This is a genomic window from Stenotrophomonas sp. STEN020, from assembly GCF_056760195.1.
The window spans coordinates 1-22,818 of the sequence record NZ_JBRREI010000065.1; the positions used below are offsets into that span (position 1 = coordinate 1).

Below are 22,818 nucleotides of genomic sequence, written 5' to 3' on the forward strand. Positions count from 1 at the left end.
AACCCCCCCCCATGGGGGCGGTTTTTTTGTTTGTCGCTTTGGCCTATTGGTATTTTGGGTTGCGGGGGGGTATCCGGCGAAGCCACAGATCTCTCCGCCGCAAGCGACATAGCGCAACCAGAAACTGTTGGATCGCGCGAACAGGCTTCGCAGTTGCTTGGTTGCTATCGGCTTCGCGGCTTACGCCGCTCCTACAAAAGCAGCTTTCTCACGCGCCGAAATGCCCCAAGGGCGCGCCTGCCAACAAATGCAGGTGGATATGGAATACCGTCTGCCCGGCATCTTCGCGACAGTTCATGACGATCCGGTAGCCGTTCTCGGCGAAACCTTCCTGGCGTGCATACGCCGCAGCCGCCAAAGCCAACTTGCCAATCAGATGCGCCTGCGACGGCTGCAGATCATCCAGGGTCGGGATGACTTCGTTCTTCGGGATGAAGAGCACATGCACCGGTGCCTGCGGGGCGATGTCCTTGAAGCCCAGTACGTCCTCGTCTTCGTAGACGATGGCGGCGGGAATTTCGCGGCGGATGATCTTGCCGAAAATGGTATCGGTCATGTGGGGGCTCGCTGCAGTAAACGACCTACAGCTTACAGCCCCGGCGCGGCTTATTCGCCGACTTCGCTGCGGCTGCCGAAGGCGTGCGACAAGGTGCCGCGATCCACGTATTCCAACTCGCCACCCAAAGGCAGGCCTTGCGCCAGGCGGCTGGGACGCACCTTGTTGCGGCGTGCCAGCTGCGCCAGGTAGTGCGCGGTGGCCTCACCTTCGACGGTGGAGTTGGTGGCGATGATCAACTCGGTAACCTCGCCCTGCGCCAAACGTGTTTCCAGCTGATCCAGGCCCAGCTCGCGCGGGCCGATGCCATCCAGCGGCGACAAGCGCCCCTGCAGCACGTAATACACACCGCGGTAGCTGGTTGCATGCTCGATCGCCAGCCTATCGGCCGGTGATTCGATCACGCACAGCATCTGCCGCTCGCGGCTGCTGCTGGCGCAGACCGGACACAGCTCGGTTTCGCTGAAATCGCGGCATTGCTTGCAGTGGCCGATCTTCTCGATGGCCTCCGCCAGCACCTCCGACAAACGCTGGCCACCGTCGCGGGCACGCTCAAGCACGTGGTAGGCCATGCGCTGGGCCGTCTTCTGGCCAACGCCGGGCAGCACGCGGAAGGCTTCGATCAGTTGTTCCAGCAGCGGCAGGCTCATCGCAACGGTCTCATCACAGCAGGCGTATCGCTAAAACAAACGCGCGAAGCCCGGAGGCTTCGCGGCGCGGGGACGTGCATGCGCCGGGCTAGCCGGCGCGGGCCACATCAGAACGGCAGCTTCATGCCCGGCGGCAGCTTCATGCCAGCCGTGGCCGAGCCCATGCGGCTCTGCGATTCGGCGTCGATCTTGTTGGCAGCATCGTTGAACGCGGCTGCGATCAGGTCTTCAGCCATTTCCGGATCGCTCAGCACCGACGGATCGATACGCACCTTGCGGCACTCCTTGGTGCCACTCAGGGTCACGCTGACCATGCCGCCGCCGGCGCTGCCGGTGACTTCCAACTTGGCGATTTCTTCCTGGGCCTTCTGCAGGTTTTCCTGCATTTTCTGGGCCTGCTGCATCATTTGGGCGATATTGCCGCGCATGGTTGGTTACTCTTTGAAAGGACGGATGGAATCGGCCACGACCCGTGCACCCTGCTGTATCAGCTGCTGCACCTGAGGGTCGGCCATGAACACGGCTTCGGCCGCGGATTGCTGTTCACCGCGCTGACGATCTGCGCGCTGGTGCAAGGTTTCAGCCTGGGCGTTGCCGGTCTCAATAAGGATCTTGGGCGTGCTACCCAAGGCCTGCGACAGCGCCTGCGCAAGAGCATTCAAGGCGCGCTCAGACTGCAGGTATTCAAAGCCCGGCAACAAGGCCAGCCTCAGCACACCGTGCTGGAAGCTGACGAAGGCGGCATTGGCAGCCAGCTCGCGCGACGGACCACTCAGGCCACTGTCGTCGATCAGGTCCAGCCACTGCTCGGCCGTGTTCAAGGCACGCCCGCTCTGTGCCGGTACCGAGGCTGCCACTGGTTCGATGGCGATACCGTTGGGACGAACCGGCTCGGCCTGCTGAACCGGCTGCGGCGCAGCGACGGGGGCCGGCTTCGGCGCTTCAATCGGTGCTGCAACAGGCATCTCAATGGCTTCGGGCGCTTCCGGCACGGCCATTTCGGCAGCCATTGCCTCGTCACGCGCGTTCGCTTCCGCCGCCTCAACCGCCCATGGCGGCAGATCTTCGTCGGCGGCTGCGGGCTTGGCAGCTTGCACCGGAGCCGGAGCTACTACCGGAGCTTGCACGGGCTCAGACGCGGGCGCTACGGGTTCCGGCGCTGGCGCGGCTTGTTGCGGCACGACGGCTGCGGGTTCGGGCACAGGCTTGGGTTCTGGCGCTGGCGCGACTGCAACTGGTGCAGCCTGCGCTGCAACCGGCTTGGCGGTCTGCGCCGACGCTGCGGCAACGGCTGGTGCGGCTTGCGTATTGCCACCCACACCTGCGCCAGTCCCGGATGCGCTGCCTTCCGGCGTCGCCGGTACCGCGCCTGCCGGGCGGAACGCCAGCATGCGCAGCACGGTCATTTCAAAGCCAGCGCGCGGGCTGGGAGCCAGATGCAGATCGCGACGGCCGCCAAGGGCCATCTGATACCAGAGCTGCACCACTTCCGGGCGCAGGCGCTGGGCAAAGGCCACGGCGTCGACGCCTTCACCCGGCACCGAAGTGCCCGGCACCAGCTGCTGCACCTGGATGCGGTGCAGGCCTTCGGCCAGGGCATCCAGCACCCCGCTCCAGTCCGGCGAGAACTCGGCCAGCCCGGCAACCACCTGCAGCAGGCGCGCACCTTCGCCATCGGCCAAGGCATCGAGCATCGCGCTGACTTGGGTGCGGTCCACCGTGCCGAGCATGGTGCGCACCACGTCGTCGCGCAGCGCGCCGCCGGCATAGGCAATGGATTGGTCCAGCAGCGACAAGCCGTCACGCAGCGAGCCATCGGCCGCGCGCGCCAGCTGCACCAAAGCGCTGTCGTCGAACTCGATCTGCTCGGCCGTCATGATCCGCGACATCTGGCCGTGGATCTGCTCCTCGTCCAAGCGCTTCAGGTTGAACTGGAGGCAGCGGCTGAGCACCGTGACCGGCAGCTTCTGCGGATCGGTGGTGGCCAGCAGGAACTTCACATGCTCCGGCGGCTCTTCCAGCGTCTTCAGCAGCGCATTGAACGCCGCCTTGGAGAGCATGTGCACTTCGTCGATCAGGTAGACCTTGTACTGCCCACGCGAGGGCATGTACTGGGCGTTCTCGATCACCTCACGGACGTCGTCGACGCCGGTATTGGACGCGGCATCGATTTCCAGCAGGTCGATGTAGCGGCCGGCATCGATGTCCAAGCAGGCCCGGCACTGACCACAGGGGTCGGCGCTGGTGCCGTTCTCGCAGTTCAGCGACTTGGCGAAGATGCGGGCAATGGTGGTCTTGCCGACACCCCGGGTGCCGGTGAACAGAAAGGCGTGGTGGACGCGGCCACTGTCGAGCGCATTGCTGAGCGCACGGACCACGTGTTCCTGGCCCACCAACTCGGCAAAACGCTTCGGACGCCACTTGCGGGCAAGGACGAGATAGGACATCAGGCAACCGTCTTCATCTGAAGCCCCATTGTGCCATGGCCGACCCATCCGCCAGCACCCTGTTGAGGGGGTGCTTGTGAACGGCCGCCAGTCCCTATAGAATCCACGCCCCTGCCGAGGCATTAGCGCGGCAGGATCCGGAGAGGTGTCCGAGTGGTTGAAGGAGCACGCCTGGAAAGTGTGTAAGCGTCTAAACCGCGCTTCGGGGGTTCGAATCCCCCTCTCTCCGCCAGATAAAAAAGAAAAGGCCGCCCATTGGGTGGCCTTTTCTTTTTTGTCTGGCGGAAAGCATGGGCGATGAGAGCCCCTATGGGTTCGACCGCCGGCGTAGCCGGTGGGACGGCGCAGCCGCCCGCAGGGTGAAGGTGCGAAGCACCGAATCAATCCCACTTCCCGCCAGATAATCAATTCCCCCTAATTTCATGGGATTTTTTGTGCCCTGAATTTTTCAGCCCAGGTTTAAACGCGTGGCGTTCTAGGCGTCGTTCAAACGGCTTGAATTTCGCAAAGGCCCATGATCTCATTCTTATAAACAAAGAGCTAAGTGGCCGAGTCGAAGAAAAAACACTTTAAGAGTAGCTCGGAACCTGACGCGTATTACCTGACGAGAGCACAGGCTTGTACAAGCCATCCCCGCCGACTGACTGCCCACATCGGACAGGTAGCTGCTTATCCTCTTCGCTAGGCTGAGGCCTTAATCTTCTAGTCCGCATCAAAAATCTAGCCAGGAATAATTGAATGCCTGTTCGCGAACCCAAGACCACACAACACACGACAATACAGATCACTGACCGCAACGGCGCGCGCAAAGGGAGACTCGAACTTACCTCCGGCAATGTCGTCTATTTCCGCAAGAACGCCAATGACGGAACGTTGTCCCTCACCTATCAGGAGCTAACAGCCCTGCTGGAGTCTGAGGTGGAGTATCGCGCCTTGGATCGAAGCGCCCCCCTACCCAAGGGTGGGAAGAATGACTTCTATTTCCAAGTATTTGAGCATGACAGCGCCAAGGACATGGGCACAATATTCGACGTTTCGATGCTCTTAGCCCACGGCGACTGTAGGCTAGCCAAGATGGATCCACGTCGAATTGAGGACGGGATGTATAGCCTCACCTCTCAAAACGCGAGCGCCAAACCAAATAAGCGATCATGGTATGCATCCATTTCCCTTCCCATGGCAATCTCCATCATTGGCTGGTATATCGACAAATTCCTAGTCGGCAAGCGCGCTAAGAAGAACACATCGAAGAGCATCGTCTTGACGAATGAACAGCTCCGCCGAGTATTGCTGCAACTCGTCAAGCGGCTTGATGGCTGAGGGTAAAGAATAGACCGTCGTCCTCCCGCGAACTCGCCACGCGAAAACGCCGCTACTTACCGCCCCCCCCAATGAAGAATCCGAGGTAGCGTTTTGCAATATCAATCACGCCCCAGGTCGCTGCGGGCGCAGGATGAGATTGGGTAGCCATCGTCAACGAACACCCGGGGCGTGCGAGAGCCCTTAGGAAGCGCTCGGAGACGATGGCTACCTGCAAAGAACTCATGCCTCCAGATATACTATGACCTAGCCTTCACCAGTCGCGACTAAACCCGACTGGTGCGAAGCTGCGGCTTGAAGCAAGAGCTCATCACCCCGCACCGCCCTCAGCAGAACGGGATGGTCGAACGCGTGATACGCACCCTGAAGGAGTAGTGCATGCATCGACGTCGCTTTATGAGCCAAACCCACGCCCTACGGGTGATTGCTGACTGGATCGCCTTCTACAACCAACAGCGTCCACATCAGGCACTGAAGATGATAACCCCGGACGCGGCCTATGCCGCTACATTAACCGCATGACCTGAGCAGAAAGCGGCGGGTCATTACAGATCAAAATTGCCAAGCACTTTGACAGGGTCACTCGATGGCTAAGAATTCGACCAGCTTCATGAACGAGCGCAGTTTGGAATATGTGATTATCCCAGAGCTTATTAAGATTTTATCAGCCAGCGGAAATTCCGTCGCGCCTATATTTTACTGGAAAAGCAGGGAGGGAGGAGCCCAATCTGCCTGCGCTCACAATGGAAAAAACGTGCGTGTGGTTGCGCTTTTTGCACGGAGGCCGAAGATCAACAAAAACCCAAATATTATTGATGGTAAAATTAATTGGCAACTGATCAATTTTGCCAAAGAAGCCAAGAAGTTCGGCATACCGAGCGTCGCCGCCTTCTGCGCCGGAAGATCTCTATTTGAGCTCACCCCTTCTCGCACGCACTGGATCGAGCTGCGGGGGAAATCCACGAGGAACGACATTCACTTTTCCCTTCAGGATCACGGGGGAGTGACGTCTCTTGTTTGTGACGACGGGACTCTAATTTCTACGATAGATAGAGCGAATATGGCTCAATCGATTACTGCAGCTAGCGAGATAATGTCGTTTGCCACCGCAATGCACATAATGGACACGCTTCGCCACTTTCTCACCAACAACCCGCATCACTCTAATTTCTTATTCTCATACAGCTATAAACCTGTTTACCTATTGATTGAAGAGGCACTATGAATTCGTTGTGCGTGCTGTCAGAATGACACCTTCTACGCTCGATTGACCGCCAATGTATGCCGACGACATCAAAGCTCTAATCGTTTCGGCGATACTGCCAACACTCAATTTCGATGAGGTGCTGGGATCTGAGGTGCGTTTTGGCGATGGCAAGTATCGAGCTGACCTGGTTATCTCGTCGCCCGCGCGTCTAAGTGCTATTGAAATTAAAGGACCAAGAGATAATTTCGACAAGTTGGGTGACCAGGTCCTTGGTTACTCTGAGATGTTCCTGGACTTCTCTGTGGCTACGGATGTGACTTGGATCCCCATAGTCAGGGACCGCGTGCCAAGATCAGCCGGCTTGATGGCACTGCGCGAAGACGAACTCATTACAGTTCGAATGCCGCGCATGAGGACTCGCCTAACACCGAGCGCGGCATTGAAGTGGCTTAGAACGGACGACCTTCGCAAAATTATGCGAGAGAAAGGGCTACCAGTGACAGGACATTACGAGTTGCTTGCACAAGCGACACGGCAACAGATATCTAGCGCTGAACTCTCTGATTTGGCACTTGGGGCCGTGCATGACAGACTACTGCCACGATTCGAAGCATTCAGAAACGAATTAGGCCACACGGTCACTCTTGATGATGTACGCATGCTCACTCTTAATGAGAATGTTAGCCGACGACCCTGAGTGCCTGTCGAGACAGGTGGAAGTTCACTCGATTGGATATCCAGAAAGACGGACTACGGCCCGCTGGCGTGCCAGCAGCGGCCAACTTGATGTTCTCCTCAGCCCAGCAAGCGAGAGGGACATATCGTGGGTCTTTATAAGCTTCCTGCGCTGATTTTATATATCCGCCATCTGAACGACGATAACGATGGTAGTAAAATTTCTCATCCAGCATTACGTCTACGCGAGGAACCCAGCTCGTAACTGTGCCAGTAAAATCCATAGGGTGCACCCCGGCGTAATCACCGTAGTCCAGATCAGAATATCGCTGCTTCAAATCATTCCAAAGAATAACTTCGGTCAGATCAAACTCGCCCTGATCATCCCCGCCCCCCGCTGATACAACACTGCTTGGGAATGAACTGGCTGCAATCGTCTTAGAGTAGAATTTGACCCCATCCACCACTTGCAGCATTTCCGACAACCGGGCATGAGCCCCGCTCACTGCCTTCTGAGACACATAGCCTGCATCAAGAATGAGGCATATCTTAGAAGGATCAGGAAATACAACTTTCAGCGCGCCAATTAGCACCGCGTAATCCGCATAACTAGTGGGAATGCGGATGGCGAGAACCGGGAACCTATTGTTGAGCTCGCCTACTTGCATTTGAAATGGAACGAGTTCGAAAGGTTCGAGCAGGTGAACCACTGGAATGCACTGGACAGGCAGGCTATTTAAAGCAAAGTTTGTCCATGCAGAAAACCCTGCATCCTCATTGAGCAGCTGATCGAATTCTGCATTCTGCTGGCTTTCGAGGGAAGTCAGGTCGGCGATGAATGGCTGTTCGCCAAGAATTTCACACACGGCCTCGACACTCTTTACGATGTCACCAGCTGGGTTCTTGCTGGTTCGCCGAGAACGAGTCAACTCAATAATCGGAAAAATCTTCCCCTTAGTCTGATCCGTCAGCTCCTTCAAACCACGCAATTCGGCCGCTCTGGACCGAAGGATAGGGGAATAATTCGTCATTGGTTAACCTGGTAGCCTAAGTTCTGGACTCGATACTTCATCGCCAACGCGGATACTCCGAAGTTTGTTGCCAATCCTGATAGTGTTGTTACACCCGACGCTATCAGTCTGCGAACCTCGTCTTCTGGCATAAGAAGCTGAGCAGCGAAACGGTCCGCCTCTCGCTCCATGGGATTTGGAGCGTCATTGCGACGCGCGAAGGTTTGATCATGAAAGCTCTTCTGGCGTGCCGAGTGCAACACATAGTGAGCAATTTCGTGCGCAATGGTAAATCGCTTTCGGTTCCGATGGTGCAGAGAGTTTACCCCGACCACCCAAGTCCCCGACCTGACTTCAAGATAGCCTGAAAGATCATCAGCCATCGGCTCTTCGATCACTTCCAACCCGAGAAATTCTGCAATTGCTAAGATATTAACAGGCACGGTCAGTAAACCAGCCTCAGCCAGACGCTGATGCAGATCTCTTTCCAACTGTTCGCTGGCCACTACGACGCTCGTTGGAATTGTCTTTTTCCGCACAACTGCCATTAGCCTTCTTCGCTCCAATCGCCGGGGACAACATCCCCGTCTGCATCTTCATCGTAACGTCCCGCTGCGGGGCGTCTCCTGCTCTTTTTCAGAATAGATTTTATGAAATCAATATCTTCTTCCAAATTTTCAAGCTGATACGCCAATCCAGTCTCCTCGATGGCGTATTTTACATTCTCACCAAATTGCCTAGATTCCAAATAACGAGCCATTGCTTTATCAGCAGCCTCATGGGCGATGTCTTCGGCAGCGGTCTTCGAAAGAAATCGCAGCGTTATCACGGCCAAGATCCCTATTATGCCTAGCAGCAGCCCCATCATCGTAATGATTGTTTGATAGAAGCTGCTAAGCGCTGAAACCACATCTCCGTCGCTCCATCGATCTGCCTTGGGCAGGGGACCGCTGGGAGTGGCAAGAACAGGAGGAGTAGCAGGAGCAGGAGCAGGAGTCCTATCAACTTCAATCTTCGCAGTTGGTGGCAATTTTGACGCTTGAACAGCGCCCTCGGTGACCTCTCCATTGGACTTAGGAAGAACCTTTTGCAGGTCAAAGGCGTGAACTTGCCAGACCAACAGAAAGAAACCCAAAAACGCCAGTCCGATGAGCCCAGTCAGAACCTCGTGAGTTCTGCGGCGCCAGTGGTTCTTCTTCTTCCTTGAAGCCTTCATATCAGTTCCCAATCTCACGCATTGAGACATTGTGGACAAGTCCAGGACTTTTTGCTAGGCCCGGTGATGGTGGACAAGACTCGCAGAAATCGAGTCTACCCGCGTCTAGCCAGGGTCGCCGCCACGGGCTAAGCCAAGGAACACAACACAGGACACGGGTCCGGTTTACGTTCCGGTTGAAGATCAAGGTATTAGAGCTGATTCAATAAGCCCCCTCTCTCCGCCAGATAGAGAAGGTCGCCAATTGGGTGGCCTTTGCTTTTCCCTGCTAACTGCCAGCCAGCGAAACAATTTCCAAGGCCAAGTTCAGAGACTCGAACGAATTACCTTCGATGCGATTGCGACGCTCGTTTCTTGAGCCGCCGACAACCTCAATGCCCGCAGCATCTTCGAGTTCACTCCACCGATTCCCCAAGAAACGTAGCCACCTTCGCCAACGCTTCATCCACCACACCGGCAGGCGCTCGCTCCACCTTTCGTGCACCGCGCGCGCTCAAATCCATGCTGCGCAGGTGGTTGACCAGGACCACGCCCTGCGTCTCGGTGCCCGTCGCTGACAGCGACACCGCGAATCCTGCATTCCGCCCAACCAATCCACCTTGAGTGATCGGAGCGACGATTGCCAAACCTGTGCCGTTGAACGGTGTAGGGCTCAGAACCAGTGCTGGCCGCATGTCACCCTGCATTTCCTGGCCGGCGCCGGGATTGAGCTGAACCCTGATGATATCGCCGCGATCGAATCGCGGGCGGCTCACCACGCTTCGTTTCCTACCGGCTTGCTGCTGTTCCAGGCGGCCAGTTCTTCATCCTGCGGTGCGTTCAAATCGCACTGCGCCAGCAACTCTGACAATTGATAGCGGGGCCGTGCCTTGACCGGAGTCAGGATCAACGCGCCATCCTCGACGCCGATCTCCAGCGTGTCACCACTCCCCAGATCCATGGCCTTGAGAATGGATGCAGGCAGGCGAACAGCTGCACTATTACCCCAACGCTGAATTTTGGCGTGCATGATGCCTCCACAGATGTAGATACATTGTAGATCCACGCTTCTGCCACAGCAAACCCGCAGCTGGGTCAGATTCACCAGCCAAGCCACCGTCGGCAAACCTCCTGCCACAGTGGAGTTTGAAGCGCTGCGCCTCAGATCCAGACAGGACCGATGGCCCGCCAGACCGTCCTTGAACATGCTAGCTTCCCAGTATTAGACCGATCCAAAAGGTGCGGAATGAAGCAGCTTGGCGCGATCCTGTTAGTGCTTGCAGCAACCGTAGCAACCTCTTCTCTACCGCCGTCTTCAGCAATGGCGGCCTCGCCCGTCGCCAACGAAGCCGCCTACGCCGCCGTGAACCCCTTCATCGGTACCGGCGGGGAGGGCCATACCTATCCGGGGGCGACCATCCCTTACGGCATGGTCCAGCTCTCGCCCGATACCCGCATCCAGTCACGCAAGAACGGCTATGGCTGGGCGGCGGGTTACCGCTATGACGACAGCACCATCGTCGGTTTCTCGCATACTCACTTCTCCGGCACCGGCCATTCGGATCTGGGCGATCTCCTGCTGATGCCGACTACCGGTGAGTTGAAGCTCGAACGCGGCAATCCGGATCAGCCCTTGAGCGGCTATAGCTCGCGCTTCAGTCATGCCAGCGAAACCGCCCAGCCGGGCTATTACGCGGTGACGTTGGACGACTACAAGGTGCGCGCCGAGCTCACTGCCAGCGCGCGCGTCGGCATGCACCGCTACAGCTTCCCTACCGGCAAACCAGCGCATGTCGTGCTCGACCTCCGTACCAGCATGTACGACTACCCGGGCAAGATCCTGTGGTCGCGCTTGCGGGTGCGGGCCGATGGCACGGTTACCGGCTTCCGCGAGACGCGTGGCTGGGCGCCGGGCCGGCAGCTGTATTTCGCGATGCGTTTCTCGCAGCCGCTCAGCGGCCATCAGCTGCACGACACTGAGCAAGATGTGGTCTACAAGGGCTTCCCGCCGCCGGGCGAGAAGGACCCGTCGCAGCGCGCACAGATCGAAGGCCGGCAGTTGGTTGCTGCCTTTGATGTGTTGCCGGAGGCTGGCAAGCCGTTGTTGGTGAAGGTGGCGATCTCGCCGGTCAGCGAGGAAGGTGCGATTGCCAACCTGGATGCGGAAGCGCCGGGCTGGGATTTCGATAGCATGCGCGCTGCCGCCAAGCAGCAATGGAGCGAGGCGCTGGGTGCGGTCGAAGCGCAGGGCAGCGCCGACGAACGCACCCGCTTCTACACCGCGCTGTATCACACGCTACTGGGGCCGACCTTGTTCATGGACAGCGATGGCCGTTATCGCGGGCCGGACAACGCGGTGCATCAGGCCAAGGGCTGGACGAACTATTCGACGTTCTCGCTGTGGGACACCTATCGCGCCCTGCACCCCTTGGCCACGCTGGTGCAGCCACCACAGCGCACCAATGATTTCGTCAACTCACTGCTGGCCTCACGCCGCGAAAGTCCGTATGGCGTGCTGCCGGTGTGGTCGTTCCACGGTCTGGAGACCTGGTGCATGATCGGCTACCACGCGGTGCCGGTGATCGCCGATGCCTATATGAAGGGCATCCGTGGTTACAACACCGAAGAGGCCTTGCAGGCGATGGTCGCCAGTGCCAACTACGGTCCGTATGACGGCATCGCGCAGTACCGCGAGCTCGGCTATGTGCCGATCGATGAGGAAGGCGAAGCAGCCAGCAAGACGCTGGAATATGCCTATGACGACTGGACCATCGCGCAGGTGGCCAAGGACATGGGCAAGACCGAAGTGGCAAGCGAGTTCAACAAGCGTGCGGCGAACTGGAAGCATGCCTTCGACCCGGGCACCGGCTTCATGCGGGCGCGCAAGCGCGATGGCAGTTTCCGCGAGCCGTTCGATCCCAGCGCCAGTGGTTACGGCACGGACTTCACTGAAGGCAATGCCTGGCAGTACTCGTGGTATGTGCCGCAGGATGTCGCTGGATTGGCGGCGGCGCATGGTGGCAGCGACAAGCTGCTGCAGCGTCTGGACGATGTGTTTGAAGCCAAAGTCGACCCGTCGATCTTCGCGCATATGGAAGACATCACCGGGCTGATTGGCTGGTACGCACATGGCAACGAACCCAGCCACCACGTGGCCTATCTGTATGCACATGCCGGGCAGCCGTGGCGCACGCAGGCGCGCTTGAAGCAGATCATGGATACGCAGTACGCGGCACGGCCGGATGGATTGGCCGGTAACGACGATCTTGGGCAGATGTCGGCTTGGTATGTGTTCACTGCGCTGGGTTTCTACCCGGTTGCTCCGGGCAGCAACCAGTACGTCATCGGTCGGCCGTTCCTGCCGCAGGCGACCTTGAATATGCCTAATGGGAAGCGTTTCAACATCGTTGCTACCGGGCTGGATGCTGCGCATGCGTATGTTGGTTCGGTGAGCCTCAATGGCAAGCCTTTGGACCGTGCGTACGTAACGCACCAGGAGATTGTTGCTGGTGGGGAGCTGCGGTTTACGATGCAGGCTGAGCCGAACAAGTCCTGGGCTGCTGATGCGGCGACGTTGCCTTATTCGATGTCGCGGTGATTGGTTTTTTGCGCTGCTAGGTTTGCGTTGTTTGACGGTTGAAAGCACGCTTCGCGCTCCCCTCTCCCTAACCCCTCTCCCGCAAGGGGAGAGGGGCTAAAGCTAAAACCAAAGCCAAAGCCAAAGCAGCCCCCTCCCCAGCTGTTAGATTGCAGCGCATGCCGATCCGTCCCTATCAACCTGCTGATACCGATGCCTGCCTGTCGCTGTTCGACAGCAATGTGCCCCAGTACTTCACGCTAGCCGAACGCGCAGACTTCGAGCAGTTTCTACAGCGCGATGCGCAGGGTTGCGACTATCAGCTGATCGAGCACGATGACCGAGTTGTCGCCTGCGGCGGCTTGGCGGTACGGGCCGATGGCGTCGCTGTTTTTTGCTGGGGCATGGTCGAGCGCAGCCAGCATCGGCAAGGTTTCGGCAGGCAATTGAGTCTTGCGCGTTTGCATCAGGCCAGACAGAACCCGAACGCGAAGCGCATGGAGCTCAGCACCAGTCAGCACACGCAGGATTTCTACGCGCGACTCGGATTCAGCGTGACCCGGGTCGTGGCGGATGGCCACGGCCCGGGCCTGGATGCGGTCGAGATGGTGTTGGAACTGCGCGAGGACTGAAGCAGCTATCAGCTGCTGGACAGCTTCATCAGCACCAGGCCGCTGACGATCAACACAGCAGCGCCAATACGCATCGCGCTGATCTGCTCGCCGAGAAAGATGATGCCGATGATGAACGCGCCCACCGCGCCGATACCGGTCCAGATCGTATAGGCAGTACCCAACGGCAAGGTGCGCATGGCCAAGGCCAGCAACCAGAAGCTGGCGATCATGCCGATGATGGTGACGATGCTGGGAACCAGCTTGGTGAAACCGTGGGATTGCTTCATTGCCAGCGCCCAGACGATTTCCAGCACACCGGCAATCACGAGATAGATCCAAGCCATACAGCCTCCTAGAGAAGCCAGGCCGTCCTGGGTGAAGTCCCGTGATGGGCGGAGGTCGTCCTCCGTTGGGTGGGCATTCTATCCAAGCCTGGCGTTTGGGGCCGCAAACCGGCGGCTGCGGGTTACACGGGGTTCAAGCCGGAACGCTGGTCGGCTGGTGCATGCATACGTTACAATCGCCGCACACGATCAGGACCTGCTCCAGTTTGTGTCCGATCCATGAAGCATCGGCGGCTGATGATCGCATCGCCCCAGCCTCTCGTATCGTGAATGGCCGCGCATAGCGCGGCCAAACCGTCTCTATGGTGGCCCCGTCGGCCCCTCGCGACGCTAGGTCGAAAATCCCGCCAGGGCCGGAAGGCAGCAACGGTATCGATCGACGCGGGCGCCGAGGTAAGCCGGCGGGGTCGCCACCTTTTTGGGCCCCGGAAAATGATTCCGCTGTTGAAGCGGCGATCGCGCTTGCGCGCTTTATAGCCCGGACAAGCGCGGCACACCTGGGGCGCTTTGGCGGATTCTGTTTGCCTTGGCTTCGGGGTGATGTCAGCGGCCTATCCAACCCGACTCCGGCTTGCCCTCACCCCAACCCCTCTCCCGCAGGCGGGAGAGGGGCTCAGATATCGCTTTCAATGAACTACTGACGTTTTCTGCAGTTCAGCGGCTTCTACAGCCGCAGCCCGATGCTCAACCCTCAAACGGCTCCGCACGCGGTGCCGTCGGCTCGCTCAACAGCACACATTCACCCGGCATCGCCACGCGGTGGCCGCGCGCGCGCAGTGCGTCGCCGTCGGCGGCACTGGCGTAGTGGTAGAGCATCATCCGCGCCTGGGTGGCGGCGTCGTACTCGCGCTCGAGATCATCCACACCGGTATGCGACGGGTTGCCGTGCAGTCCGCAGTCGTGGGCGATCAATTCGTTGTCATCGGCAAATCGCGCCAGCATCTCCGGGATCGGGCGGGTGTCGCCGCTCCATACCAGCGCGCCTTGCAGACGCAGGCCGTAGGCGGTTTCCGGCCAGTGGTGGCGCACCGGGAACACCTCCAGGCGCACGCCCTCGTGCCAGAACGCATCACCGACCACGATCAGCTGGAAGGCGTCCCAGAAATTTGCGCCACCCTCGGCCAATACGTTCGGGTAGTCGCCTACCCGCTTGTGCAGCAGCGGCACCAGCGGCGCCGGCACATACAGCCGCACCTTGCCGCGCCGTTGCGGGTTGAAGAAGGCATCGACGAACAGGCGCTCGAAGCCGGCCACATGGTCCAGATGGATGTGGGTGACGAACAGCGCATCCGGCATGGCGCCGTAATGATTGCGGTAGGCGGTCAATCCTTCACCGCCGCAATCGATGGTCAGCCATGGCTGGCTGCCGTGCTCGATCACCGACATCGGCGAACCCAGCTCCACGGCCGATGCATTGCCGACCCCCAGAAAACGCAACGCCCAACTCATTTCACACGCCCCGGTTCCAGGCCAGATCATAGGCGCGGCGCAGCCGCGCATAGTCCTGCTCCACATCCTCGCGGCTGCGCGCGCCGCGCAGCTTCAGCAGGGAGCGCAGCAGGCGCTTGAGGTTGCGTTCGCGCCAGCGGGTGGCCGGAATGCGCAGCACGCCTCGGTCAAAATCAATCAGCCAACCGCGGCCGGCGTCATCGAACAAAATGTTGTGGGCATTCAGATCGGCGTGATCCAGGCCCGCGCGATGGAAGCGCGCAATCATCCGCCCAGCCTCTTCCCACGGCGCGCCGCGCCCGGTGACCTGCGCGTGATCGGCCAGCGAACGCACGTCTTCCAGCCGTTCCATCAGCAGTGCCGCCTTGTAGCGCAGGCCTTCGCGCATGTAGAACGCGGCATAGGGCCGCGGCACCGGCAACTTGCGCACGATCAGCTCGCGCATCAGGCGGAATTCGGCAAAGCTGCGCGTCCGGTTGGCACCACGCCACAAGTAGCTGCTGTGGCTGATTTTGGCGGCGATGCCACCGCGCAGGTACTGGCGCAGCACGCTGCGACCGAACGGCGCGTCAATGAACCATGCCCCGCCACGTCCGCCATCGCCCACCGGATGGGCCTTGCTACCCCATTGCGCAGGCGCGAACAAACCGGGATCGGCTTGCCGCAGGCGTTCGCGGTCGAACAGAATGGCGCCATAGCCGCGACCATCGCGGCAGGGCGTCAGCGCTTCAGTGGCGTCAAATGCGACCATCTTTACGAGTCTAACAACACATGCCTGCATCGTCGTCCCCGTTGTGTCTTTTACGCCTGTCGGCACTGGGTGATGTAACCCATGTGGTACCACTGGTGCGCACACTGCAGCGGGGGTTTCCGGGCACGCCGCTGCATTGGGTGATCGACAAGGCCGGCCACAAGCTGCTGGATGGATTGCCAGGGGTCAGCTTCCACGTCTACGACAAGAACAGCGGCTTGGCTGGAATGCGTGCGCTGCGGCGTGAGTTTCCGGCGGGCCGCTTCGAGGCCCTACTGCAGATGCAGGTTGCCGCGCGCGCCAACCTGCTATCGGCGTTCATCCCGGCCAAGCGCCGCATCGGCTACGACAAGTCGCGCTCCAAGGACCTGCACGGGCTTTTCATCAATGAGCGCATCCCCGATCGCCCCGGCATCCACGTGCTCGATGCCATCGGCAGCTTCTGCGAGCCGCTGGGCCTGAAGCAGACCGAGGTCAGCTGGGACCTGGCCACACCGCCAGCGGCCCACGAGTGGGCGCGCGCGCAATGGGACGAGGATGGCCGGCCGGTGCTGATGATCTCGCCCTGCTCCAGCCACCAGCGCCGCAACTGGTACGCCGAGCGCCACGCCGCGCTGGCCGACCACGCTGCAGACCAAGGTTGGCGGGTGGTGCTGTGTGGCGGCCGCAGCGAACTGGAGCGCAGCACCAGCGATGCCATCCTCGCCGCGATGAAACACCCTGCGTTGGATCTGGTCGGCAAGGACACGCTCAAGCAGCTGCCGGCCCTATTGGCCCGCGCCTCACTGCTGGTCACCCCCGACTCGGGGCCGATGCATATCGCCAACGCGGTCGGCACCAAGGTGCTTGGCCTGCATGCGGCCAGCAACCCGGCACGCAGCGGCCCGTATTCCGACCGCCGCTATTGCGTGGACCGTTATGACGATGCCGCCCGCCGCTATCTGCACAAGCCGGCCAGCGAGCTGAAATGGGGCACCAAGATCGAGTTCGACGATGTGATGTCGCTGATCACCGTGGATGATGCGATTGCTGCGTTTGAGCGTTATCGCGCGGATCATCAAAGCTGACCAGCTGCAGGAGCCGCTTTTTTTGTAGGAGCGGCGTAAGCCGCGAAGCTAACCATGCTGCAGCGCCGGGAATTCCCGCCATCTGCTGATCTACGAGCTTCGCGGCTTACGCCGCTCCCACAAGGCGGATTTGGCTTTTTGTGGGAGCTGCGTAAGCTGCGAAGCTGACTGTGCTGACGCGCCCGGCATTCCTGCCATCTGATGATGTACGAGCTTCGCGGCTCACGCCGCTCCTACATAACAGATTCAGCCCGCTCGGTAGTCCTGGTAGGACTTCTCTTCCACGTAGCTGGAACCCAGCGCCAGGTTGATGTCCTTCTTGATGCGCGCACGCTCGTCGTTCTGGATGTAGACGCTGCGGGCCAGCTGCACGAACTCCTCATCGAAGGCCTGCGCCTTCTCTTTCAGGCGGATGTCGTCTTCGATATCCCAGAGCCGCTCATTGACCGCCTTCAACTCGGTACGCAGCGCCGCGATGTCCTGCGCGGCAGCCGGATGCGTGGCCCAGGTGCTGTCCAGCGCGTTCAACTCATTGCGCACATTGGCCAGCTTTGCCGCATCGCTCATGCGCTCGGACTTGATCTGCAGGATGGAGATCTTGTCCAACAACTCACCGAAGGATACGGGAACGAGGATTTCTGACATGGGGCTTACCGATTGGATCAGGCGCACAGTGTAGCCGCTGCTGCCGGGTATTCAGCCGCAACACCCGGGCGCAGGAGCGGCAAAAAGAAAAAGCCACCCGAGGGTGGCTTTTTCAAGTATCTGGCGGAGAGGGGGGGATTCGAACCCCCGAGGCGCTATAAACGCCTGCCTGATTTCGAGTCAGGTACATTCAACCGCTCTGCCACCTCTCCAGATGTCCCCGGCGAACCGGGCTGCGAATGATAAGGGGCATCGGCTGCGCGGACAAGCGGTTTTTAACAAAAAAGCACTATTGGCCATCCAGGCGCTGCATTCCGCCAGCCAAACGAGTGTCTGCAGGCGCTTGCCGTACACCTCCATGAACGCGATGATGCAGTGACCTTCACAACTGAAACACCGCCCGCTCGGGCACTCATGATCGAATTCGGACACCTCAGTCACGTCGGCCTGCGCCGCCAGCTCAATGAAGACACCTACTACGGTGACGGCGAGCTTGGCTTGTGGCTGGTGGCCGACGGCATGGGCGGGCATGCCTGTGGCGAGGTAGCCAGCGCCTTGGCGCGCGAAACCATCGTCCGCGAAGTACGCAATGGTGCCTCGCTGGTGCAGGCCATCCGCACCGCCGATGAGGAAATCATCCGCAGCTCACGCCGCCGCAACGACAGCCTGCCGATGGGCACCACCGTGGTGGCCGCGCGCGTGCAGGGCAATCGCTTCGAAGTGGCCTGGATTGGCGATAGCCGCGCCTATCTGTGGCGCGACGGCAAGCTGGGCCAGCTCAGCCAGGACCACAGTTATGTGCAGGAACTGATCGCCCAGGGCACGCTCACCGCCGAGCAGGCGCGCGCGCATCCGCACCGCAACGTGGTTACCCAGGCATTGGGCGTGACCGATCCAGCCCACCTCAACGTCGCCACCACCACCGGTGAACTCCGCCCCGGCATGCAACTGCTGCTGTGCAGTGACGGGCTTACAGAAGAAGTCGACGATACCGGCCTCAGCGAAGCACTGGGCCACGGCGACTGCAGCGCGCAGGAATGCGTGGATGCACTGGTCGCCGCCGCACTGGATGGCGGCGGCTCGGACAACGTCACCGTGGTTCTGGTCCGCTTCCCCTAAGGCAGCGGAATTCCGTTCAAGTCAAAGACCGGCGCGACTCAGGCCGGCTCGCTAGGCGCAGGCGCGGGCTCGCCATCCCACCATGCGTGACCGGCTTTCTTGCGCAACCTGGCCAGACGCGCTTCGTGCGCTTCCTGCTCGGACGCGGTCACCAGCACGCGCGGCCGCGGCAACAACGCCGACACATCGAATGCCTGTGCAACACCACCGGCATTGGCCGATTCGGCTTCAGGCTGACCAAAACCAATTTCCTCCTGGCCCGAGGTCAGCGCGATATAGACATCCGCCAGGATCTGCGCATCGAGCAGGCCGCCATGCAGCGTGCGGTGCGCGTTGTCCACGCCCAGACGCCGGCACAGCGCATCCAGCGAGTTGCGCTGGCCGGGATAGCGCTCGCGCGCCATCGCCAGGGTGTCGGTCACCGTCACCCGGTTGGCCAGGCGGCCCTTGCCGGCCAGGCTCATCTCGTTTTCGAGGAAGCCCATGTCGAACGAGGCGTTGTGGATGATCAGCTCGGCGCCATCCACATAGGCCAGGAACTCATCCACCACTTCCTCGAAGCGCGGCTTGTCGGCGAGGAAGTCCAGGCTCAGGCCGGTGACTTCCGCCGCGCCGGATTCAAAGTCGCAATCCGGCTTGAGGTAACGGTGGAAATTATTGCCGCTGGGGCGCCGCTCAAGCAGCTCCACACAGCCGATTTCAACCACGCGGTTGCCCTTCTTCCATTCCAGGCCGGTGGTTTCGGTATCAAGGACGATCTGGCGCATCAGCTACCTCAGTTGCTCGCGGCGCCAGCGCGCACGCGGATTGCAGCATCGCGGGCCAACTGGTCCACGCGTTCGTTGTCCGGGTCACCGGAATGGCCTTTGACCCAGCGCCAGTCGATCTGATGGCGTTGGGTGGCTTCATGCAGGCGCTCCCACAGGTCGCGGTTCTTGACCTGGTCGCCGCCGGCGGTCTTCCAGTTGCGCCGCACCCAACTCGGCATCCACTCGGTGATGCCCTGGCGCACGTACTGCGAATCGGTGAACAAGGTGATGTTGCAGGGCTCGCTGAGCGTTTCCAGGCCCATGATCGCAGCCATCAACTCCATCCGGTTATTGGTGGTGTGAGCTTCGCCACCGGCCAGCTCGCGCTCATGGCCCTTGTAGCGCAACAACGCGCCCCATCCACCGGGGCCGGGATTGCCGAGGCAGGCGCCATCGGTATGTACTTCAATTGACTTCATAGTGTTCCGTTGAATTCAGGTCGCCACCGGGCCGCGCCAACTGACGCGACTGGCCTTGATCGGGCCAATGAAGGCCGCGGTGCGTTTTTCAGCTTCCAGCACGCACAAGGCGCGCAGGGCCGGCAATGCCGTGCCCGGGGTGTTGCCCGACTGCGTCCACAGCGGGCCATAGTGCCGCAGCGAGCGACATCGTATGCCCTGCCGCTGCAATAGTGTCCTGCAACGTGTCACCGAGGGTGGCCGGGCGCCCTGCCATTGCCAATGCGCCCGGTACGGACTGCAGCGGTTGAGCAGGGTCACCCAGATCCGTCCGCCAGGCATCAGCACTCGTGCGCACTCGGACAGCAAGGGTTCCAACTCCTCAGCCGCCGGATGCTCGATGGCGATGGCCTTGATCGACTCGCTTGGCAACGGCAACGGCAGGCTGCAACGCAGATCCCCTGCCCAGCCGGGCGCCTGTGGGTTGCGGTGCAGGCGCAGGCCACGCCCCTGCGGCGGAGGATCCGGCAGCCAGGAGGCATCTGGTGCCAGCCACAGCCACGGCGGCGACGGAAATCCGCGCATCTGTTCAGACAGCAGCCGCTGCTCCCATTCGCGCATCGCCTGCGCCCCGGCTTTCTCAAACCAGGGCGAGACTGCAGCTTGACGGGGGGACTGGGCGGCAGGCATTTTCCAATTCTATGCGACTGATCGCCCTGCCCGCATTTCAGGACAACTACATCTGGGCGCTGCAAACGCCCGATGACCGCACGATTTTCGTCGACCCCGGCCAAGCCGGGCCGGTTTTCGAAGCCGCTGCGCAAGGCATGCAGCCTGCAGGTGTCCTGCTTACCCACCACCACGATGACCATATCGGCGGGGTCGCGGAGTTGCGCCAGCGCTGGCCGCGCCTGCGGGTCATCGCCCCGGTAGATGAACGCATCGCATTGGAGTGTGAACGAGTCAGCGAAGGCAACCGGGTAGAATTGTCGGGCTTCGACTTCAGCGTGATGGAAGTTCCCGGTCACACCCGAAGCCATATTGCCTACTACGGCCACGACCATTTGTTCAGTGGCGACATGTTGTTCAGCCTGGGCTGTGGACGCATGTTCGAAGGTACGCCCGCCCAGATGTTGGCCTCGCTACAGCGAATGGCCGCCCTGCCCCCACAGACACTGGTCTGCTGCGGGCACGAATACACGCTGGCCAATGCCGTGTTTGCGCGGCATGTCGACCCCACCAACGCGGCATTGCAACGCCGCCAACAGGAAGCCTCGGACATGCGCAGCAGTTCCCGTCCTACCGTTCCCGCCATCCTGGCGAGTGAACTGGAATGCAATCCGTTTCTGCGGACTGCCGATACCGCCATCGTTGCAGCGATCGCGGCACGGCTTGGTCGCGCGCCCACCGACCAGGTGGAAGTCTTCGCCGAATTGCGGCGGTGGAAAGACGGTTTTCGCGCATGAGGCGGCTCAGTCTGCCGTTGGCGCTGGGGTTGTTGTTGGGCACGGGCAGCGGCACGCTGGCCGCCCAGACCCTCCCGGTCAGCGCCGGCATGACCCAGAACGTCGCCGCACTGACCGCATTACCGCTGGACCCGGCCTCGCTGCCGGCCCCGACTACCCGTAACGGGCGCGAGATCTTCGCCAACTTCCGTGAGGGCCTGGCCGCACCACAGTGCGACGCCGACGCCACCAGCGCACGCTGGCGCAAGCAGTTCTCGCATGCACCGTCACGACTGGGCAATGTCGAGGACGATGCGCTGCCGCTGTTCGGCTACGTCGTCGACGAGCTGCGCAGCGCCGGCCTGCCGACCGAATTCGCGTTGATCCCCTTTGTTGAAAGCGGCTACCGCCCCGGCGCCCGCAATGCCAGCGGCCCGGCCGGGTTGTGGCAGTTCATCGCCACCACCGCGCGCAACCACCGCGTGCCGATGGAAAAGGGCTATGACGGCCGCCTGTCGGCGGTGGATTCCACCCGCGCCGCGGTGCGTTACCTGAAGACCCTGCACGGCATGTTTGGCGGTGACTGGCAGCTGGCAACGATGGCCTACAACGCTGGCGAGTACCGCATCCTGCAGTCGCTGCGTCGTGGTGGCATGAATGCCCAGAACGCGACAGCTTCCGAGCTGCCGGGCCTGTCGCCGATCACCTACGCCTACGTTGAAAAGCTGCATGCGCTGGCCTGCGTGCTGGAACAGGCCGAGAACGAGCCCGATCTGATGGCCGCACTGGACCGGCAGGTGCCGATCCTGAAGGGCCACACCCTGCCGGCCAACACCACCCTGGCCGCCTGGTCTGCACAGAACGCGTTGGACCCGGCACGTATCGCCCGCCTCAACCCCGCCCTGACCAGCTCGCGCTCCGGCACCCGGGTGCTGGCCCCGGCCGCGGCCATGGGCAGCGTTGAGAGCGACAACCGCGAGAGCGTGCTGGTAGCGACCCGCGATGCGGCACCTACGGCGCCTGCGAAAGCCAACAGCCGCCCGGCAGCCCCTTCGCGCGCGGTGGCCTCGGCCAGCAATGGCAGCCGTCACACCGTGCGCAGCGGCGAATCAGCCTGGACCATCGCCCGCCGCTATGGCATTTCGGTGAAGACCCTGCTGTCGTCCAACAACCTGGATGCCAGTGCTGTGCTGAAGCCCGGCATGGTGCTGCGTTACGAAGAAGCGCGCTGAGCCAACGCTTCCACATGAGAACAGACGCAGAAGCCCGGCCATTGGCCGGGCTTCTGCGTTTGATGTTGGGCTTCCGCACTTGATGTAGTGCCGAGCCATGCTCGGCAGGGGCTTCACCACTGACCTTTCCGCCTGTGGGAGCGGCATGAGCCGCGAAGCCGGTGATCCTTCCGATTGCGCGGATGCCTGCGGTCTTATTACTGTCGGCTTCGCCGCGGACCCCCCCCCCCCCAAAACGGGAAATTTGCCGGGACGCCCCCCCCCCGGCCCGCCGGGGGGGGGGCCGAAACAAATGGGGGGGCCCACAA

Annotated in this window: 25 protein-coding genes, 2 tRNA genes, 1 other RNA gene and 1 pseudogene; 12 read left to right on the forward strand and 17 right to left on the reverse strand. The window is 60.8% G+C overall.

Translation table 11 applies throughout. The annotated features are described in order from the left end of the window. Positions 1-208: 208 nt before the first annotated feature. From ACVOLZ_RS19490 to dnaX, 4 genes are all read right to left on the reverse strand, one after another. Positions 209-556, reverse strand: a complete 348-nt coding sequence (locus ACVOLZ_RS19490; protein WP_481517572.1) for a histidine triad nucleotide-binding protein — start codon at positions 554-556, stop codon at positions 209-211. Positions 557-606: 50 nt separating this feature from the next. After that, the gene (gene recR / locus ACVOLZ_RS19495; protein ID WP_282270729.1) at positions 607-1,206 is read right to left on the reverse strand and encodes a recombination mediator RecR; all 600 of its coding nucleotides are present in this window, start codon (positions 1,204-1,206) and stop codon (positions 607-609) included. A gap of 107 nt (positions 1,207-1,313) precedes the next feature. Beyond that, entirely contained in the window at positions 1,314-1,634 is a 321-nt protein-coding gene (locus ACVOLZ_RS19500; RefSeq protein ID WP_057629296.1) for a YbaB/EbfC family nucleoid-associated protein, read from the reverse strand. Between the two features lie 6 nt (positions 1,635-1,640). Further along, positions 1,641-3,653, reverse strand: coding sequence for a DNA polymerase III subunit gamma/tau (gene dnaX / locus ACVOLZ_RS19505; protein ID WP_481517573.1), 2,013 nt, complete (start codon positions 3,651-3,653; stop codon positions 1,641-1,643). A gap of 139 nt (positions 3,654-3,792) precedes the next feature. Here dnaX and ACVOLZ_RS19510 point away from each other — a divergent pair. The 5 genes and pseudogenes from ACVOLZ_RS19510 to ACVOLZ_RS19530 all read left to right on the forward strand — a co-directional run bounded on the left by ACVOLZ_RS19510 (position 3,793) and on the right by ACVOLZ_RS19530 (position 6,877). Further along, positions 3,793-3,885: transfer RNA gene (locus ACVOLZ_RS19510), tRNA-Ser, on the forward strand. A gap of 506 nt (positions 3,886-4,391) precedes the next feature. Beyond that, a complete protein-coding gene (locus tag ACVOLZ_RS19515) occupies positions 4,392-4,973 on the forward strand; it encodes a hypothetical protein (RefSeq protein WP_481517574.1) in 582 nt (193 codons plus the stop codon). A gap of 279 nt (positions 4,974-5,252) precedes the next feature. Continuing rightward, positions 5,253-5,495, forward strand: a pseudogene (locus ACVOLZ_RS19520) (integrase core domain-containing protein). 88 nt (positions 5,496-5,583) lie between these two features. Further along, positions 5,584-6,198, forward strand: a complete 615-nt coding sequence (locus ACVOLZ_RS19525) for a hypothetical protein (RefSeq protein WP_481517575.1) — start codon at positions 5,584-5,586, stop codon at positions 6,196-6,198. A 52-nt stretch (positions 6,199-6,250) separates the two neighbouring features. Continuing rightward, positions 6,251-6,877, forward strand: a complete 627-nt coding sequence (locus ACVOLZ_RS19530; RefSeq protein WP_481517576.1) for a hypothetical protein — start codon at positions 6,251-6,253, stop codon at positions 6,875-6,877. On the opposite strand, the gene ACVOLZ_RS19535 is transcribed toward ACVOLZ_RS19530, so the two are convergent. The 5 genes from ACVOLZ_RS19535 to ACVOLZ_RS19555 form a co-directional block, all read right to left on the reverse strand. Further along, positions 6,861-7,886, reverse strand: a complete 1,026-nt coding sequence (locus ACVOLZ_RS19535; RefSeq protein ID WP_481517577.1) for a beta family protein — start codon at positions 7,884-7,886, stop codon at positions 6,861-6,863. The two genes, ACVOLZ_RS19530 and ACVOLZ_RS19535, sit on opposite strands and share 17 nt — an antisense overlap. Continuing rightward, complete coding sequence (locus ACVOLZ_RS19540; protein WP_481517578.1) at positions 7,883-8,371, reverse strand: ImmA/IrrE family metallo-endopeptidase; 489 nt, start codon at positions 8,369-8,371, stop codon at positions 7,883-7,885. Before ACVOLZ_RS19540 ends, ACVOLZ_RS19535 begins: the two co-directional genes overlap by 4 nt. A 41-nt stretch (positions 8,372-8,412) precedes the next feature. Continuing rightward, entirely contained in the window at positions 8,413-9,081 is a 669-nt protein-coding gene (locus tag ACVOLZ_RS19545; protein WP_481517579.1) for a hypothetical protein, read from the reverse strand. A 395-nt stretch (positions 9,082-9,476) separates the two neighbouring features. Beyond that, the gene (locus ACVOLZ_RS19550) at positions 9,477-9,836 is read right to left on the reverse strand and encodes a type II toxin-antitoxin system ChpB family toxin (protein WP_481517580.1); all 360 of its coding nucleotides are present in this window, start codon (positions 9,834-9,836) and stop codon (positions 9,477-9,479) included. Next, complete coding sequence (locus ACVOLZ_RS19555) at positions 9,833-10,267, reverse strand: AbrB/MazE/SpoVT family DNA-binding domain-containing protein (RefSeq protein WP_481517581.1); 435 nt, start codon at positions 10,265-10,267, stop codon at positions 9,833-9,835. The genes ACVOLZ_RS19550 and ACVOLZ_RS19555 overlap by 4 nt, the downstream gene beginning before the upstream one ends. Positions 10,268-10,381: 114 nt before the next feature. On the opposite strand from ACVOLZ_RS19555, the gene ACVOLZ_RS19560 reads away from it, so the two are divergent. Together ACVOLZ_RS19560 and ACVOLZ_RS19565 are read left to right on the forward strand one after the other, a co-directional pair. Then, positions 10,382-12,658, forward strand: a complete 2,277-nt coding sequence (locus ACVOLZ_RS19560; RefSeq protein ID WP_481517582.1) for a GH92 family glycosyl hydrolase — start codon at positions 10,382-10,384, stop codon at positions 12,656-12,658. Between the two features lie 158 nt (positions 12,659-12,816). Beyond that, complete coding sequence (locus ACVOLZ_RS19565) at positions 12,817-13,269, forward strand: GNAT family N-acetyltransferase (protein WP_481517583.1); 453 nt, start codon at positions 12,817-12,819, stop codon at positions 13,267-13,269. 8 nt (positions 13,270-13,277) lie between these two features. On the opposite strand, the gene ACVOLZ_RS19570 is transcribed toward ACVOLZ_RS19565, so the two are convergent. Then, positions 13,278-13,595 carry a DMT family transporter gene (locus ACVOLZ_RS19570; RefSeq protein WP_303749102.1) on the reverse strand — a complete coding sequence of 106 codons (318 nt, stop codon included), beginning with the start codon at positions 13,593-13,595 and terminating at the stop codon, positions 13,278-13,280. Positions 13,596-13,906: 311 nt separating this feature from the next. Here ACVOLZ_RS19570 and ffs point away from each other — a divergent pair. Further along, an RNA gene (gene ffs, locus ACVOLZ_RS19575) (signal recognition particle sRNA small type) lies at positions 13,907-14,003 on the forward strand. Between the two features lie 276 nt (positions 14,004-14,279). Here ffs and ACVOLZ_RS19580 read toward each other — a convergent pair. Together ACVOLZ_RS19580 and ACVOLZ_RS19585 are read right to left on the reverse strand one after the other, a co-directional pair. After that, complete coding sequence (locus ACVOLZ_RS19580) at positions 14,280-15,044, reverse strand: MBL fold metallo-hydrolase (RefSeq protein ID WP_481517584.1); 765 nt, start codon at positions 15,042-15,044, stop codon at positions 14,280-14,282. A 1-nt stretch (position 15,045) separates the two neighbouring features. Continuing rightward, positions 15,046-15,795, reverse strand: a complete 750-nt coding sequence (locus tag ACVOLZ_RS19585) for a 3-deoxy-D-manno-octulosonic acid kinase (protein ID WP_481517585.1) — start codon at positions 15,793-15,795, stop codon at positions 15,046-15,048. A 20-nt stretch (positions 15,796-15,815) separates the two neighbouring features. On the opposite strand from ACVOLZ_RS19585, the gene ACVOLZ_RS19590 reads away from it, so the two are divergent. Beyond that, positions 15,816-16,862 carry a glycosyltransferase family 9 protein gene (locus ACVOLZ_RS19590; protein WP_481517586.1) on the forward strand — a complete coding sequence of 349 codons (1,047 nt, stop codon included), beginning with the start codon at positions 15,816-15,818 and terminating at the stop codon, positions 16,860-16,862. Between the two features lie 246 nt (positions 16,863-17,108). On the opposite strand, the gene ACVOLZ_RS19595 is transcribed toward ACVOLZ_RS19590, so the two are convergent. Both ACVOLZ_RS19595 and ACVOLZ_RS19600 read right to left on the reverse strand, forming a co-directional pair. Then, the gene (locus ACVOLZ_RS19595; RefSeq protein WP_481517587.1) at positions 17,109-17,507 is read right to left on the reverse strand and encodes a DUF6165 family protein; all 399 of its coding nucleotides are present in this window, start codon (positions 17,505-17,507) and stop codon (positions 17,109-17,111) included. Positions 17,508-17,628: 121 nt separating this feature from the next. After that, positions 17,629-17,719, reverse strand: a tRNA-Ser gene (locus ACVOLZ_RS19600). Between the two features lie 202 nt (positions 17,720-17,921). On the opposite strand from ACVOLZ_RS19600, the gene ACVOLZ_RS19605 reads away from it, so the two are divergent. Further along, positions 17,922-18,626: a PP2C family protein-serine/threonine phosphatase gene (locus ACVOLZ_RS19605; protein ID WP_481517588.1), complete on the forward strand. Its 705-nt coding sequence runs from the start codon at positions 17,922-17,924 to the stop codon at positions 18,624-18,626. 38 nt (positions 18,627-18,664) lie between these two features. Here the strand turns inward: ACVOLZ_RS19605 and dnaQ are convergent, their stop codons facing one another. Genes dnaQ through ACVOLZ_RS19620 form a run of 3 tightly spaced genes read right to left on the reverse strand, consistent with a single transcriptional unit; the run spans position 18,665 to position 20,523 of the window. Further along, positions 18,665-19,393, reverse strand: coding sequence for a DNA polymerase III subunit epsilon (dnaQ, locus tag ACVOLZ_RS19610; protein WP_481517589.1), 729 nt, complete (start codon positions 19,391-19,393; stop codon positions 18,665-18,667). 8 nt (positions 19,394-19,401) lie between these two features. Beyond that, positions 19,402-19,854 (reverse strand): ribonuclease HI, encoded by a 453-nt coding sequence (gene rnhA / locus ACVOLZ_RS19615; RefSeq protein ID WP_481514502.1) that lies wholly within the window; start codon positions 19,852-19,854, stop codon positions 19,402-19,404. A gap of 15 nt (positions 19,855-19,869) precedes the next feature. Continuing rightward, the gene (locus tag ACVOLZ_RS19620) at positions 19,870-20,523 is read right to left on the reverse strand and encodes a class I SAM-dependent methyltransferase (protein WP_481517590.1); all 654 of its coding nucleotides are present in this window, start codon (positions 20,521-20,523) and stop codon (positions 19,870-19,872) included. 11 nt (positions 20,524-20,534) lie between these two features. Here ACVOLZ_RS19620 and gloB point away from each other — a divergent pair, with 11 nt between their 5' ends. Both gloB and ACVOLZ_RS19630 read left to right on the forward strand, forming a co-directional pair. Further along, positions 20,535-21,299: a hydroxyacylglutathione hydrolase gene (gene gloB / locus ACVOLZ_RS19625; protein ID WP_481517591.1), complete on the forward strand. Its 765-nt coding sequence runs from the start codon at positions 20,535-20,537 to the stop codon at positions 21,297-21,299. Continuing rightward, on the forward strand, positions 21,296-22,510 hold the full coding sequence (locus ACVOLZ_RS19630; RefSeq protein ID WP_481517592.1) for a lytic transglycosylase domain-containing protein: 1,215 nt from the start codon (positions 21,296-21,298) through the stop codon (positions 22,508-22,510). Before gloB ends, ACVOLZ_RS19630 begins: the two co-directional genes overlap by 4 nt. Positions 22,511-22,818: the final 308 nt, after the last annotated feature.

Coding starts and splice junctions, on each gene's coding strand:
- ACVOLZ_RS19490 (WP_481517572.1), bottom strand. CDS start 556: ATGACCGATACCATTTTCGGCAAGATCATCCGCCGCGAAATTCCCGCC.
- recR (WP_282270729.1), bottom strand. CDS start 1,206: ATGAGCCTGCCGCTGCTGGAACAACTGATCGAAGCCTTCCGCGTGCTG.
- ACVOLZ_RS19500 (WP_057629296.1), bottom strand. CDS start 1,634: ATGCGCGGCAATATCGCCCAAATGATGCAGCAGGCCCAGAAAATGCAG.
- dnaX (WP_481517573.1), bottom strand. CDS start 3,653: ATGTCCTATCTCGTCCTTGCCCGCAAGTGGCGTCCGAAGCGTTTTGCC.
- ACVOLZ_RS19515 (WP_481517574.1), top strand. CDS start 4,392: ATGCCTGTTCGCGAACCCAAGACCACACAACACACGACAATACAGATC.
- ACVOLZ_RS19525 (WP_481517575.1), top strand. CDS start 5,584: ATGAACGAGCGCAGTTTGGAATATGTGATTATCCCAGAGCTTATTAAG.
- ACVOLZ_RS19530 (WP_481517576.1), top strand. CDS start 6,251: ATGTATGCCGACGACATCAAAGCTCTAATCGTTTCGGCGATACTGCCA.
- ACVOLZ_RS19535 (WP_481517577.1), bottom strand. CDS start 7,886: ATGACGAATTATTCCCCTATCCTTCGGTCCAGAGCGGCCGAATTGCGT.
- ACVOLZ_RS19545 (WP_481517579.1), bottom strand. CDS start 9,081: ATGAAGGCTTCAAGGAAGAAGAAGAACCACTGGCGCCGCAGAACTCAC.
- ACVOLZ_RS19555 (WP_481517581.1), bottom strand. CDS start 10,267: ATGTTCAAGGACGGTCTGGCGGGCCATCGGTCCTGTCTGGATCTGAGG.
- ACVOLZ_RS19560 (WP_481517582.1), top strand. CDS start 10,382: ATGGCGGCCTCGCCCGTCGCCAACGAAGCCGCCTACGCCGCCGTGAAC.
- ACVOLZ_RS19565 (WP_481517583.1), top strand. CDS start 12,817: ATGCCGATCCGTCCCTATCAACCTGCTGATACCGATGCCTGCCTGTCG.
- ACVOLZ_RS19570 (WP_303749102.1), bottom strand. CDS start 13,595: ATGGCTTGGATCTATCTCGTGATTGCCGGTGTGCTGGAAATCGTCTGG.
- ACVOLZ_RS19580 (WP_481517584.1), bottom strand. CDS start 15,044: ATGAGTTGGGCGTTGCGTTTTCTGGGGGTCGGCAATGCATCGGCCGTG.
- ACVOLZ_RS19585 (WP_481517585.1), bottom strand. CDS start 15,795: ATGGTCGCATTTGACGCCACTGAAGCGCTGACGCCCTGCCGCGATGGT.
- ACVOLZ_RS19590 (WP_481517586.1), top strand. CDS start 15,816: ATGCCTGCATCGTCGTCCCCGTTGTGTCTTTTACGCCTGTCGGCACTG.
- ACVOLZ_RS19595 (WP_481517587.1), bottom strand. CDS start 17,507: ATGTCAGAAATCCTCGTTCCCGTATCCTTCGGTGAGTTGTTGGACAAG.
- ACVOLZ_RS19605 (WP_481517588.1), top strand. CDS start 17,922: ATGATCGAATTCGGACACCTCAGTCACGTCGGCCTGCGCCGCCAGCTC.
- dnaQ (WP_481517589.1), bottom strand. CDS start 19,393: ATGCGCCAGATCGTCCTTGATACCGAAACCACCGGCCTGGAATGGAAG.
- rnhA (WP_481514502.1), bottom strand. CDS start 19,854: ATGAAGTCAATTGAAGTACATACCGATGGCGCCTGCCTCGGCAATCCC.
- ACVOLZ_RS19620 (WP_481517590.1), bottom strand. CDS start 20,523: ATGCCTGCCGCCCAGTCCCCCCGTCAAGCTGCAGTCTCGCCCTGGTTT.
- gloB (WP_481517591.1), top strand. CDS start 20,535: ATGCGACTGATCGCCCTGCCCGCATTTCAGGACAACTACATCTGGGCG.
- ACVOLZ_RS19630 (WP_481517592.1), top strand. CDS start 21,296: ATGAGGCGGCTCAGTCTGCCGTTGGCGCTGGGGTTGTTGTTGGGCACG.